11 protein-coding genes are annotated in these 13111 nt (G+C 73.2%); 5 read left to right on the top strand and 6 right to left on the bottom strand.

Annotation, left to right across the window (positions count from 1 at the left end; translation table 11 throughout):
• Positions 1 to 8: 8 nt before the first annotated feature.
• Positions 9 to 3770 carry a S8 family serine peptidase gene (locus J7E93_RS33730; RefSeq protein ID WP_215073848.1) on the bottom strand — a complete coding sequence of 1254 codons (3762 nt, stop codon included), beginning with the start codon at positions 3768 to 3770 and terminating at the stop codon, positions 9 to 11.
• Positions 3771 to 4022: 252 nt separating this feature from the next.
• Between J7E93_RS33730 and J7E93_RS33735 the strand changes: the two genes are divergently transcribed.
• The 3 genes from J7E93_RS33735 to J7E93_RS33745 all read left to right on the top strand — a co-directional run bounded on the left by J7E93_RS33735 (position 4023) and on the right by J7E93_RS33745 (position 6277).
• On the top strand, positions 4023 to 5006 hold the full coding sequence (locus J7E93_RS33735; RefSeq protein ID WP_215073849.1) for a LuxR family transcriptional regulator: 984 nt from the start codon (positions 4023 to 4025) through the stop codon (positions 5004 to 5006).
• Positions 5007 to 5112: 106 nt separating this feature from the next.
• Positions 5113 to 5595, top strand: a complete 483-nt coding sequence (locus J7E93_RS33740) for a DUF456 domain-containing protein (protein WP_215073850.1) — start codon at positions 5113 to 5115, stop codon at positions 5593 to 5595.
• 253 nt (positions 5596 to 5848) lie between these two features.
• Positions 5849 to 6277, top strand: coding sequence for a PPOX class F420-dependent oxidoreductase (locus J7E93_RS33745; protein ID WP_215073851.1), 429 nt, complete (start codon positions 5849 to 5851; stop codon positions 6275 to 6277).
• On the opposite strand, the gene J7E93_RS33750 is transcribed toward J7E93_RS33745, so the two are convergent.
• From J7E93_RS33750 to rsgA, 3 genes are all read right to left on the bottom strand, one after another.
• The gene (locus J7E93_RS33750) at positions 6243 to 6707 is read right to left on the bottom strand and encodes a GNAT family N-acetyltransferase (RefSeq protein WP_251067474.1); all 465 of its coding nucleotides are present in this window, start codon (positions 6705 to 6707) and stop codon (positions 6243 to 6245) included. The two genes, J7E93_RS33745 and J7E93_RS33750, sit on opposite strands and share 35 nt — an antisense overlap.
• A 17-nt stretch (positions 6708 to 6724) precedes the next feature.
• Positions 6725 to 8101, bottom strand: coding sequence for a DNA-3-methyladenine glycosylase 2 family protein (locus J7E93_RS33755; RefSeq protein WP_215073860.1), 1377 nt, complete (start codon positions 8099 to 8101; stop codon positions 6725 to 6727).
• 635 nt (positions 8102 to 8736) lie between these two features.
• A complete protein-coding gene (rsgA, locus tag J7E93_RS33760; protein ID WP_215073852.1) occupies positions 8737 to 9852 on the bottom strand; it encodes a ribosome small subunit-dependent GTPase A in 1116 nt (371 codons plus the stop codon).
• Positions 9853 to 10292: 440 nt separating this feature from the next.
• On the opposite strand from rsgA, the gene J7E93_RS33765 reads away from it, so the two are divergent.
• Complete coding sequence (locus J7E93_RS33765) at positions 10293 to 11408, top strand: ABC transporter substrate-binding protein (RefSeq protein ID WP_215073853.1); 1116 nt, start codon at positions 10293 to 10295, stop codon at positions 11406 to 11408.
• 61 nt (positions 11409 to 11469) lie between these two features.
• Here the strand turns inward: J7E93_RS33765 and J7E93_RS33770 are convergent, their stop codons facing one another.
• Positions 11470 to 12210 carry an SDR family NAD(P)-dependent oxidoreductase gene (locus tag J7E93_RS33770; RefSeq protein ID WP_215073854.1) on the bottom strand — a complete coding sequence of 247 codons (741 nt, stop codon included), beginning with the start codon at positions 12208 to 12210 and terminating at the stop codon, positions 11470 to 11472.
• A 210-nt stretch (positions 12211 to 12420) separates the two neighbouring features.
• Here J7E93_RS33770 and J7E93_RS33775 point away from each other — a divergent pair, with 210 nt between their 5' ends.
• Complete coding sequence (locus J7E93_RS33775) at positions 12421 to 12819, top strand: VOC family protein (RefSeq protein ID WP_215073855.1); 399 nt, start codon at positions 12421 to 12423, stop codon at positions 12817 to 12819.
• On the opposite strand, the gene J7E93_RS33780 is transcribed toward J7E93_RS33775, so the two are convergent.
• Positions 12756 to 13111, bottom strand: a 356-nt coding sequence (locus tag J7E93_RS33780; RefSeq protein ID WP_215073856.1) for a helix-turn-helix domain-containing protein, incomplete at its 5' end; no start/stop codon positions are given. The genes J7E93_RS33775 and J7E93_RS33780 overlap by 64 nt on opposite strands.

Here is a 13111-nt window from a genome sequence, read left to right on the forward strand (position 1 = left end):
CGGCGTGATCAGCGCACGTCGTAAGCGCGGACCACGGTCTGGGTGACGGAGTTGCCCCGGGCGTCCGCCAGTTCGGTCTTCAGGGTGACCGGCTTGCCGGCCGCGCCCGCGTGGTTCACGGTCGCGGTCCACTCACCGCCCTGCTGCGAGACCTGCGCCTGCGTCCAGGTCGTGCCTCCGTCGTAGGAGTACGAGAGCCTGGCCGAGGTGAGCGCGGCGGGCGTGTAGCCCGCGTGACCCGTCGCGGTGAGGCCGATCTTCTGGCCGTCGGTCGCGGCGAGGGTCTTGAGGCCGTCCTCCGGCAGGTTGTACCGGGGGAAGAGAATCGGGATGCCTTGAGAGTAGACGCTCTCGTCAAGCTTCGAGGTGAATTTCCATACGGAGTTGACGGATGTGGAGCGCGCCCACACCTTGCTGCCGATCTTCATGGTGTTCTGTTCGAGCGTGTACGTGCCGTGTTCGGACGGTACGTCGAAGACTCCGAACGGCCATGCGGTCTGGCCGAGCACCTGGCCGTCCTTGCTCAGACGGACGTTGCCGATGTCCCCGAAGGAACCGGCCTGGGCGTAGTGGGTGTTGTCGCCCCACATGGCGTCGGCGAAGCCGATGAGGTTGCCCTGTCGCTCGGCGACGAGCGCCGGCCTTCCGGCCGCGTCGAGCGGGGCGGTCGGGGCCACGACGCCGTCGTACCAGCGCTCGGCGCGTTTCTCCCCCGGCGTGTAGGCGTGCCGGGTGCCGATCATGAACTCGCCGAACGGGAAGCTGGAGGAGAGGACCTGCTCCCACCGGGTGTCGCCGGCCGTGTAGAACTCCGTCCGGGTGCCCGGCGCCGGGACCGGCTCGAACGCGCCGAAGAAGACGGCGGTGCCGTCCGGCCGGTAGGCCGCCGGGTTGTCGACGAAGTCGGTGGCGAGACCCATGGAGCCATAGGTGGACTCGGTGCGGCCCAGCTGCCCGTCGCGGACCCGGTAGACCTTGTCGTCGCGGATCGTCCCGGTCTCGGGGAAGGCCAGGTCGTAGAGGTACGGGCTCTTCGCGGTGGCCTTCCAGGCGAGGGTGACCTCGCCGGCGGAGAGCTTCGTGAGCAGCGCCGCGCCTTCGGTGGAGTCGACGGCGAGGACCGGGAACCCGGCTCCCGTGAAGCCGGCGGTCGGGTACCAGCGGACCGGTGACGTGCGGTACGCGAGGACCGCGACGGCGCCCGCCGCTTTCGCGTTCCGTGCGACGGTGACCGCGCTCTCGGAGGTGTCGGGGAAACGGACCAGGGCGATACGGCCCTGGACTCCGGCGGCCTTCAGTTCCTCCGGCGTGCCGGTGCCCGCGTCGACGAGCCGAGCCGAGCCGGTGCCGTCGAGGTTGTCGGAGCCGAGGGAGGCGGTGACCGGGTGCAGGGCCAGGCCGTCGGCCGTCCTCAGTTCCGAGATCAGCGGGGCGGCGGAGCGCCAGTAGCTGCCGAACTCGAAGTCGCCCTCAGCGGCGCGCCCTTCGACCGAGGCGTAGTAGCCGCGGAGCGTACGGGCGCCGCCCGCCGTGCCGGCGTGCAGCCAGGTGTCGTCCCAGGAGCGGGAGAACGCGAGGGTGGCGCCGCGCAGTTCACCGGGCTTGTCGGTCACGACCGAGAGCCGGTGCGCCGTGCGGGCGTCGAGGACGACGGTGGTGTCCTTCTTCAGCTCGATCTGGGGGCGGGCCAGGTAGCTGAGCGAGTCGTACAGCGTGGCGCCCTCTCCCGCGTCGGGGGTGGTGACGAAGGAGGAGAGGAAGTAGCTGCCGGGGCGCAGCCGGAAGACCTGGTCGGTGGCGCCCTCGTTGAAGCGGCGCTCGCCGCTCGCGTCGTCGGTGCCGATGACGTCGAGGGACGACGCCCCGTCGGCGGGCTCGCCCTGACGGTCGATCATCTTGACGCGCAGGGTGACGGTCTCGGGCTGGACGTACAGGGAGAACGGCGTCGAGACGGAGACCCCGCCCGCGCCGGTGGCGATCACGCGGCCGGTGACGTCGCCGTACTGGGCGCGCTCCAGAGGGGCGGCCGGGTCGAGGTGCAGCGGGACCTCTACGGTGGTGCCGGCCGGGACGGTCACGGTGCGCTTGCCGAGGCGTGCGAGGGAGGACCGGACGCGTGAGCCGTCGTTGCCGGTGACCCTCTCGACGGCGAGGGTCAGGGTGACGGCCTTGCCGGAGGTGTTGGTGTACGGGACGGAGACCGTGGTCCGGTCGCTGGGGTCCTGGGGCCAGTTGAAGGTGCCGCCCTGGACGGCTCCGGCGCCGAGGACCGTCTGGTCGACGGCGGCCTTGACGTCGAGTCGGCCTCCGCCGACCTCGCGGACGTCGCCGGGGACGGCGCTGTCGGCGGAGGAGACGAGCGCGGCCTTGATCTGCCGGCCGGTCCAGTCGGGGTGGCGCTGCTTGACGACGGCGGCGGCGCCCGCGACGTGCGGGGTGGCCATCGACGTACCGGACATCGACTGGTAGGCGTACACGCCCCGGCCGCCCGCGGCGGCGGCGGAGATGGCGACGCCGGGAGCGGCGATCTCCGGCTTGAGGGTGTGGTTGACGATCGTCGGGCCGCGGCTGGAGAAGTACGCGGTGGAGTCGTCGCGGTCGGTGGCGCCGACGGTCAGCACGTCGGGGGCGCAGCCGGGAGAGGAGACGGTGTTCAGGGTCGGGCCGGAGTTGCCGGCGGCTATCACGAACAACGTGCCCTCGTTCTGGGCGAGTTCCTGGGCCGCGGTGCTCATCGGGTCGGTGCAGTCGGTCGGTACGGGGCTGCCGAGGCTCATGGAGACGACGTCGGCGCCCTGGGCGACGGCCCACTCCATGCCGGCGATGATCCAGGAGGCGGCGCCGGAGCCCGAGTCGTTGAGGACCTTGCCGTTGAGGAGGTCCGCCCCCGGCGCGACGCCCTTCTTCTTTCCGCCGCTCGCGGCGCCGGAGCCGCCTACGGTGGAGAGGGTGTGGGTGCCATGGCCCTGGCGGTCGTCGGCGGTGTCGGAGTCGGTGAAGTTCTCCGACGCGACCCGGCCCCTGAGGTCGGGGTGGTCGACGTCGGCTCCGGTGTCGAGGACGGCGACCTTGGTGCCCGTGCCGTCGAAGCCGGCGGCCCAGGCCTCGGGGGCGTGGACCTGCTTCGTGGAGCGCTCCAGGGTGGCCTCGACCTTGCGGTCCAGCCAGAGCTTCTTGAGGCCCGTCGCGGTCCGCGCGGCGGGGGCGTCCACGTCCGCCCAGAAGGTGGCGGCGCGCTTCTTGTCGGCCTGGAGGGCGACCCCGTCGACGGTCTTCAGCACCTGGCCGCGCCGGGCGCCGCGCGGGGTGGCCGGCGGCGCGGAGCGGGCGAGGTCGGCGCCGTAGACGGCGATGAGCGGGAGCGTCGTCGTGGCGGCGTCGTCGTAGCCCTGGCGGATCAGGCCGGTGACGTTGAAGAGCTCCTCGTCGACGCGGTCCGCGGCGAGCGCGGCGGTGGCGCCCTCGGGGTAGACGTACAGGTCCTGGCCCGAGCGGCGGGTCTGGACGAAGGGCACGGTCCCGTCCTCGCGGGGCAGGGCGGCCGCGGCCGCGTTGCCCGCCGCGTCCCGGGTGACCAGGACACGGTCCCCCGTGACCAGGGTGACGGTGGCGGTCCGTTGCCCGGCGCGGGCGGAGGCCTCGCTGCCGACCAGCGGTCGATTGCCGGTCGGGTCGTCCTGCGGCGCGGCGGCCGTGGACGGCGCGACCGCGGTGACGGCCAGGACGGCGGCGGTCGCCGCCCCCAGGGCCGTACGCGAAATCGGGCGCATCGCTCTCCCCATCTGATTCCGGACCATAGGCAGGCAAAAACGCCTGTGCCCGGAGGCTGTTGGTGCTGCGGTGCCGCCACATTGGCAGAGGTGAGGGTGGTGCAGGGATGATGAGCGCGGCGGGAATGCGTCGTGGCCGATTCCCGCCATGGCACCAACGGAACGAATGCGTCCGCTGAACGTCCGGGGAAGTCCGGTGCGTCCGGGGGCGTCGGGCACGTCCGGAGAGATCCGGCGAGGGGTGGGGCGACGATGCTGGGAGCGATAGGTCTCGACGAACGGCAGGAGTCCGCGTACCGGGCGCTCGTCGCGCTGGGCGCGGCCGAGGTGACGGACCTGGCCCACCGGCTCGCCCTCCCGGAGACGGACACCGAACGGGCGCTGCGGCGTCTGGAGGCGCAGGGCCTGGCCGCGCAGTCCTCGGCCAGGACCGGGCGGTGGGTGGCGGCCCCGCCCGGGGTCGCGCTGGGCGCGCTGCTCACCCAGCAGCGGCACGAGCTGGAGCAGGCGGAGCTGGCGGCGGCGCTGCTCGCGGAGGAGTACCGGGCGGAGGCGACGGAGCCCGCCGTCCATGACCTGGTGGAGGTGGTGACCGGCGCGAGCGCCGTGAGGCACCGCTTCCTCCAGCTGCAGCTGGGCGCGACCGAGGAGGTCTGCGCGCTCGTGACGGGGAAGCCGATCGCGGTGAGCGGCATGGAGAACGACGCGGAGGAGCTGGCGGCCGGCCGGGGCGTGGCCTACCGGGTGGTCGTGGAGCGCGAGGTGCTGACGCTGCCGTCGGGGATCGTCGAGCTGTCGGCGGCGCTCGGCCGCGACGAGCGGATCCGGGTGGTGGACCGGGTCCCCACCAAGCTGGTGGTCGCGGACCGGAACCTGGCGATGGTGCCGCTGACGGGCCGGGGCGCGGAGCCGGCGGCGCTGGTGGTGCACGCGAGCGGGCTCCTGGAGTCCCTGATGGGCCTCTTCGAGGCGGTCTGGCGCGACGCGCTCCCGCTGCGCCTCGGCGCGGGCGCGCAGGTCACCGAGGCGGAGGCGCAGGGCCCCGACGCGACGGACCTGGAGATCCTCTCGCTGCTGCTCGCCGGCATGACCGACGCGAGTGTGGCCAAGCAGCTCGACCTGGGCCTGCGGACGGTACAGCGCCGGGTGAAGGGCCTGATGGAGCTGACGGGTGTGACGACGCGCCTCCAGCTGGGGTGGCACGCGTACGAGAAGGGGTGGGTGGCGCGGGGGTAGGCGGGGGCCCTTGCCCCGCCCGTCCCCGGGCACAGGTGCCTCAGCCCCATAGCCCGTACGTACGGTGCGACCTGCGAGAACACCCGGGATCCTGCACGCTTGGCAGATGGGTGTGTGGCAGCTGTTGCTGGTCGCGATGGTGATGCTGCTCGGCCTGTTCGGGGTGCTGGCTCCCGGCGTGCCGGGGCCGTGGCTGGTGTGGGCCGCGATGCTCTGGTGGTCCCTCAACGAGCAGACCGGGCTCGCCTGGATCCTGCTCGTCTCCTCGACGGCGCTGCTCCTGCTCACCCAGGTGGTGGTGTGGCAGCTGCCGCAGCGGCGGCTGCGCGGGATCGGGATCACCCGACGGATGGTGACGTACGCCGGGGTCGGCGCGTTCCTCGGCTTCTTCCTGGTCCCGGTGCTCGGCGCGGTCCCCGGCTTCGTCGGCGGCATCTACCTCTCCGAACGCCTCCGCCTCGGCGGCCACGGCCAGGCCCGGGCTTCCACGCGCATGGTGATGCGGGCGGCGGGGACGAGCGTTCTGGTGGAGCTGTTCTCCTGTCTGCTGATCGCCGGGGCGTGGGTGGGAGCGGTGATCGGGGGCTGAGGTCCCAGGGAGTGTCCGCAAAGTATCGCCGTCCGCCCGAAGGGCGGGGCCCGCGGCGTCCGGGGCGTGCGATCGCAAGGCGCCGGGATGCCCTCGTAGCGGAGCTACTTGGGCATTTCGGCAACGCAGCGAGGGCGCGTGCCGGGCGTCGTGGGGCAGGCGAGACTTTACGGACACGACCTAGGTCTCCGGTCCGCGCGGGTTCCGTCCAGGCGCCGATGTGCCGGAGTGGTCGGCGCGTGATGCTGACCGCATGAGGGATTTCGAGGGTTTCAGCGACGACGAACGCGCCTATCTCCAGAGCCAGCGCCTGGGCCGGATGGCCACGGTCGACCCGCAGGGCCAGCCGCAGGTCAATCCGGTGGGCTTCTTCCCGCAGGACGACGGCACGGTCCTGGTGGGCGGGCTGGCCATGGGCCGTACGAAGAAGTGGCGCAATCTGCGGACCAATCCCAAGGTGGCGCTGGTCGTCGACGACCTCGCGAGCGTACGGCCCTGGCAGGTGCGTGGTGTGGAGATCCGGGGCGAGGCCGAGCTCCTCGTGGGGCCGCACGGGCTCGGCCCGCACTTCAGCGAGGAGGTCATCCGGATCCACCCGCACCGGATCCACAGCTGGGGCCTTCCCGGGCCCGCGGAGGCTACGGCGGCTACGGGGCCTGCGGAAGGTCGATCTGGTACTTGATGAACCCGGTGTTCCTGGCCACCTTGTCGTAGAGCCGGCGGGCCGTGGTGTTGGACTCCTGGGTGTTCCAGTAGACCCGGTCGCAGCCCTGGGTCTTCGCCCACCGGCCGACGGCCGCGATGAGGGCGCCGGCCACGCCCTTGCCGCGCGCCTCGGGCTCGGTGAAGAGGTCCTGCAGGTAGCAGACGTCCGGGCCGGAGGTGCTGGGGTGGACGAGGAAGTGGGTGAAGCCGACGAGCCGTCCGTCGAGGCGGGCGGCCAGCGCGTGCAGCCGGGCGTCGTCCTGGAAGGCCTGCCAGGCGCGCTCGTACATCTCGGGGCCTTCGGTACGGCCGTAGAAGTCGATGTAGGCGCGGAAGTGCCGCTCCCAGGCCTCGCGGTCCTCGGGGCCGAGCCGGTCGACGGTGATCGTGGATGTCATGCCAGTCATGGGGGCATTGTGCCTGGTCAGGCCGGTGGCGCCGCAGTCGCGTCCAGATAGTGCAGGGCGTACGAGCGCCAGGGCCGCCACGCCTCGGCGCCGGGTCCGCCCACCGGGCTGCCCGCCGGGGCCGCGTCGGGGTCGCCGAGGGCGCGCATGCGGATGAGAGCGGCCCGGTCGGCGGTCATGCCGGGGACGGCCCGCAGCGCCTGTTCGGCCTCCTCGCGGTCGGCGCCGGGGTCGAGGCGTACCGCCCCGGTGGCGAGCGCGGTCGCGAGCGGGCCCACGACCGGATGGCCGGTGAGCGCGGCGGGCTCGGGGAAGAGACGGTCGAGGGTGCCGCAGGCGCTGTCCAGGGCGGTGCCGTACGTCAGGGCCAGCCGCGCCGCCTCCTCGGGACCGGCCAGGGTCCGCAGCGCGAACTCCTCGGGATCCGCCGCGCCCGGTGACCGTACGCCGGGGCGGGCGGCGACCCGGCCGGCCAGGACGGGATCGGCGCCGAGGCGTTCGGCGACCGCGTACGGGTCGGCGTCGAGGTCGAACAGACGGCGCAGCCGCTGGACGGCGGTGGTCAGATCGCGCAGGTCGGTGAGGTGGATCCGCGCCTCCAGCCAGGGTCCGGCGGCGCGCTCGTCGACGGAGACGATGCCGGTGCCGTACGGCAGGCGGAGCGTACGGCGGTAGGTGCGGGCGCCGGGGACGCCGAGGATCTCCTCGACGTGCGGCAGGGCCTCGGCGGCGAGCAGGTCGAACACCTCGCGGGCGGCGTACGGCCCCCGGTACGCGAGCCGCAGCGGCACTCCGGCGGCGAGCACGGTCCGGGGGCCGGTGCCGGTGCCGGTGCCGGTGCCGGACTCGGTACGCAGCTCGGAGGGTGTACGGGCGTAGATGCGGCGGATCGTGTCGTTGAACTGGCGCACGCTGGCGAACCCGGACGCGAAGGCGATCTCGGTGACCGGGAGCCCGGTGGTCTGCAGGAGCAGCCGGGCGGTGTGGGCCCGTTGGGCGCGGGCGAGCGCGATCGGGCCCGCGCCGAGCTCGGCGGTGAGCTGCCGCTGGACCTGCCGGGCGCTGTAGCCGAGCCGCCCGGCGAGCCCGGGCACGCCCTCGCGGTCGACGACGCCGTCGCCGATCATCCGCATGGCGCGTCCGACGACGTCGGCGCGGACGTTCCACGCGGCGGACCCGGGGACGGCGTCCGGCCGGCACCGCCGACAGGCCCGGAAGCCGTGGCCCTGCGCGGCGGCGGCGGTCGGGAAGAACGTGACGTTCTTGCGCTTGGGGGTGACGGCGGGGCAGCTGGGCCGGCAGTAGATCCCGGTCGTCTCGACGGCGAAGAAGAACTCTCCGTCGAACCGGGCGTCCCGGCTGCTGACCGCCTCGTACCTGGTGTCCTCGTCCATCACGAGATCCAGTGTGCGGGAGGCCGGCGGGCCGGGCTGGCGGTTTTCGGACACCACGCTGCCGCCGCCGGCCTGGGCGCCGGTCCCTGGCCCGGCGGAAGCCCCAGGCCCAGGCCGGGACGCCTGGGGGGCGGCTGGCCGTTAGCTGGTCGACCTGGGCCCGAATCCCGGGCCGGGGGGACGCAGGCCGGCCTGGCTCGACCCGAGTCCCGGGCACGGGGCCGCACGGCGGCCGGCCGTCGGCCGGTCGACCTCAGCCCAAGCCCCGGTCCGGGGACCCAAGGCGACCGGTCGCCAGCCGGTCTGCCTCGGCCCGAAACCCGGGCCGGGGAACCCGGACTGGCCTGCCTCGACCCGAGTCCCAGGCACGGGGCCGCACGGCGGCCGGCCGTCGGCCGGTCGACCTCAGCCCAAGCCCCGGTCCGGGGACCCAAGGCGACCGGTCGCCAGCCGGTCTGCCTCGGCCCGAATCCCGGCCGGGGAACCCGGACATGGCACGGCAGCCAGCCCGCCGCGGCCGGGACGCGGAACGCAGGACGTCGGCCGGCCGTCAGCTGGTTGTCCAAGTCCCCGGCTGCCGAGACGTGGGCCGAGCCGGGCCGCCGCCTGCTGGTGGTCCAAGAGCCCGGGTCCCGCTAGCGGACCCGGCCGCCCCGCTTGGCCTCCATCGCCGCGCGGCCCTCGGCGCCCTTGCGCTTCCAGTCCTTGAGGATCTCGGCGCGGAGGCGGGCGTCCGTCTTGGCGACGATGCGCTGGTTCTCCCGGAGCAGCTTGCGGTAGCTCTCCAGCCGGCGTACCGAGAGGGAACCGTCCTCGACCGCAGCCATCACCGCGCAGCCCGGCTCCGCCTCGTGGGCGCAGTCGTGGAAGCGGCAGTCACCGGCCAGGTCCTCGATCTCCGAGAAGACCTGGCCGACGCCGGCCTCGGCGTCCCAGAGCCCGACGCCGCGCAGGCCGGGCGTGTCGATGAGGACGCCGCCCCCGGGCAGGACGAGCAGGTTGCGCGTGGTCGTGGTGTGGCGGCCCTTGCCGTCCACGTCACGCGCGGCCTGGACGGTCATGACGTCCTCGCCGAGCAGGGTGTTGGCGAGCGTCGACTTCCCCGCACCGGAGGCCCCGAGCAGCACGCTCGTCCCGCTCGCGAGGATCGCGGCGAGCACCTCGACGCCCTCCCCCGTGGCGGAACTGACGGGCAGCACCTGCACACCGGGGGCGACGCTCTCCACGTCCTCGACGAGGTAGGAGAGCCCGAGCGGGTCGGGGACCAGGTCGGCCTTGCTGAGCACGACGAGCGGCTGGGCGCCCGACTCCCAGGCCAGGGCGAGGAAGCGCTCGATGCGGCCGAGATCCACCTCGACGGCGAGCGAGACGGTGATGACGGCGTGGTCGACGTTGGCGGCGAGGATCTGGCCCTCGGACCGCTTGGACGAGGTGGACCGCGTGAACGCCGTCCGCCGCGGCAGCAGCGTCCGTACGTACCGCGGGTCGCCCTCGGCGTCGACGGCGGCCCAGTCGCCCGTGCAGACGACCTTCATCGGATCGCGGGGCACGACGAACTCGGTGTCGGCCCGGACGATGCCGAGAGGGGTGACCAGGTCGCACTGCCCCCGGTCGACGCGCAGGACCCGCCCGGGCAGGAGCCCCTGCGCTGCGTAGGGGGCGAACTCGGCTTCCCAGCCCGCGTCCCAGCCGTACGGGGCCAGCGGGTGCGAGAGAAGCGAGGACGAACCGAGAAGAGAAGAAGAAGACAAGGGGAACCCTTCAAAGGGTGGCCCCGGCACGCGCCGAACAGCGCGGAAGAGAGAAGGTCAGCCGGCGACCACGGAGGTGGGGTGGGAGAAGTCCTGGGAGCGGGCAGCGCCCTTCGCGACAACAGCCATCGGTCACACCTCCTGAATCACACAGCGACATTCGCGGACAGCCGACTGGCCGGTCCGCGAGAACGATCACACCATAGCCCGCACCCGGCCGGCCGCGCGACGTATTTTCCGGCCTGGCCCGGCAGCGCCCGAACTCACCCGGCAAAACAGATAATCGGTTGCCTGTTGGCGAGGGTGGCGGATGCAATGTCCGGCATGATCACCCCGCTGTGCCCGCCGCGGCGAGATCAGCGGAACGCGCGCCACCGGACCCTGCCGCTCTGTGATCCGGGCAAGCGGCAACCGGATCGTCACAGGGGAGACTCCGACGCATGAATACGCCACCATCGCCACTGGGAGCGGAGCGGACTGACGGGTCGTCCGTCCGGATCGGCGCTCTCGTTCCGCTGACCCGGCCCGGCTGGGTCGAGGCGGGCCGGCACTTGCTCGCGGGACTCGAGCTGGCCGTCGGCGAAGTGAACGACGCCGGCGGGATCGGTGGAAGACCACTCGAGCTGGTGGTCCGCGACACCGCGGCTGATCCGCAGAGGGCCGCGGCGGCCGTGGACGAACTGGCTCGCCTGGGCGTGGCCGCCTTGGCCGGTGAGTATCACAGCGTCGTCGCTCGCGCCGCTGCCGCCAGGGCCGACGCGCTCGGCCTGCCGTTCCTCTGCTCGTCCGCGGTTCTCGACGCGCTCACCGAGGAGCCGACGGAATGGGTCGCGCGCCTCGCCCCGGCACAGTCCCACGGCTGGCGGATCTATGCGGACTTCCTCCTCGGCGCGGGCCACCGTCGCATCGCCGTGGCAGCCGTACCGAGTGTGTACTGGGCGTCAGGAACCCGCATTCTGCGGGATCATCTCGCTCCACGCGGCGGCAGCGTCGTCGAACTCGACATGCGCGCGCTCACCCCCGCCGCCCTCTGCGACGAACTCGTCGAGAACCGCGCGACAGCCCTCCTTCTTCTGGTCGGCCACCCGGAGCCGGCGGTGTCGATCGTCAAGTCCGTCCGCCGCGACCAGCGCCTCGCCAAGATCCTGATCGGTGCTCCGGCCGGGCAACCGGAGTTCACCGAATGGGCGACGTCGCTGGGCGACGACAGCGCCGGGATCCCGTTCTTGCGCTACCTGCCCGAGCGCCTCGGCCCACTCGGCGTACGAGTCGAGACGGCCCTTCGCGAGCGGCTGGCCGAAGCGCCCTCCTTCGTCGCCTTCGAGGGCTACGACACGGTCGCCGTCCTCGCCCAAGTGCTGCGTTTCCACGGGGCGGACGACCGGGCGCGCACTGCCGAATCCTGGCCGCGCGTTGCAGTCGAAGGCACCCGCGGGCAGATCCGGTTCTCCCGCACGCCGGGCATCAGCGTGTGGCAATGGGCGTGGACACCGGTCCAAGTCGTTGACCGGGATCCGGCGGAACCCGATCGCTTTCGGGTCCTTCACGCCGGCTGAGAGAGCGTGGAGGTCCGGTCAGGACCTCCGTTCGACCACCTGACGCGTAAGTGGGCGGCTCTCAGGTCAGGTTCAGCCCGCCGTCGAGCATGATGACCTCGCCGGTGAGGTAGGTGCTGGCGATCACCGACGCCACCAGGTCGGCCACGTCGGCGGGCTGGGCAGGACGGTGCATGGGCGCGCGGTCGCGCCACAGCTCGTGCGCCTGCGCCCAGTCCTTCGTCATCGGCGTGTCCACCAGCCCCGGCGCCACCGCGTTGACCCGTACGTCGGGTCCGAGTGCGGCCGCGAGCAGCCGGGTCACGTGATTGAGCGCGGCCTTGCTCGCCGCGTACGGCACCGACGAGCCCTTGGGGCGTACCCCGGCGTGGCTGGTGATGTTCACGATGCTGCCGCCCGCGGGGGATCGGCGCAGCGCCGGAAGTGCGGCCGTGCACAGCACCCATGGCGCGATCAGGTTGACCTCCAGCAGCTGCCGCCAGTCCGCCGGTGTCGCCGCGGCCAGGTCGTCGTGCGGGATCGGCCAGCTGATGCCCGCGTTGTTCACCAGCACGTCCAGCCGCCCGTACCGGCCGAGCGCCGCCTCGACCAGCCCCCGGGCCTCCTCCTCCACCGCCAGGTCCGCCCGCACGTACGCCCCGCCGAGCTCCGCCGCCAGCGCCTCCCCGGCCTCCGCGCTTTGCCGCGAGTGCACGACGACCCGCATCCCGTCCGCCGCGAGCCTTCGCGCGACGGCCTCCCCGATCCCCGACGTGGACCCGCTGACCAGGGCGACGGGCTGATCCACTTGTTCGATCCTCATGCCCACGGATCCTGCCACGGCTCCCCGGGCCGTCCGGCAGGCCCTCGTCCCCGACGGTCGTCACTCCGAGCAGGCCCAGCCTGTCAGGGGTCCCGGCGTACGCGGCGGCGCAGGGTCCCGGCGACGGCCGGCGCCGCGGTCGGCGCCGCGGTCGGCGACGGGTCCGATTCGTTCAAGACCCGGCGGCCGCGCCCGTCCTAGCGTGGCGGCATGAACGCACCACGACTCGATGTCATCGGCCTGGTGGTCTCCGACATGGCCGCCTCGCTCGCCTTCTACCGCCGCCTCGGCCTCGATGTCCCGGCCGACGCCGACACGGCGCCGCACGTGGAGGCCGTCCTGCCCGGCGGGATGCGGATCGCCTGGGACACGGAGGAGGTCATCCGATCCTTCGACCCCGGCTGGGCCAGGCCGGAGGGCGGTGACCGGATCGGCCTCGCCTTCCGCTGCTCCTCTCCGCAGGAGGTGGACGCCACGTACGAGTCGCTCGTCTCGGCCGGATACCGCGGGCACCTCAAGCCCTGGGACGCGGTCTGGGGCCAGCGTTACGCCGTTGTCCTCGACCCGGACGGCTGCGGTGTCTCCCTCTTCGCCCAGGCGGCGGCGTAGGCGGACAGGGTGGTGCCGGCCAGCGCCCGTGTCTCGCGCGCCAGATGGGCCTGGTCGGCGCAGCCCGCGCGGAGCGCCGCCTCGGCGTACGGCAGTCCCGCCCTGACCAGGGCGAGGGCGCGCTGGAGCCGGAGGATGCGGGCCAGGGTCTTGGGGCCGTAGCCGAACGCGTCCAGCGACCGGCGGTGCAGCTGCCGGGGGCCGAGACCGACGGCGTCGGCCGTCTCGGCGACCGGCCGGCCGGCGTTCAGCCGCCGTACGACGGCCCGCAGCAGCGGGTCGGGGGCGGGGG

It is taken from the genome of Streptomyces sp. ISL-36 (assembly GCF_018614205.1).
Lineage (GTDB): Bacteria > Actinomycetota > Actinomycetes > Streptomycetales > Streptomycetaceae > Streptomyces.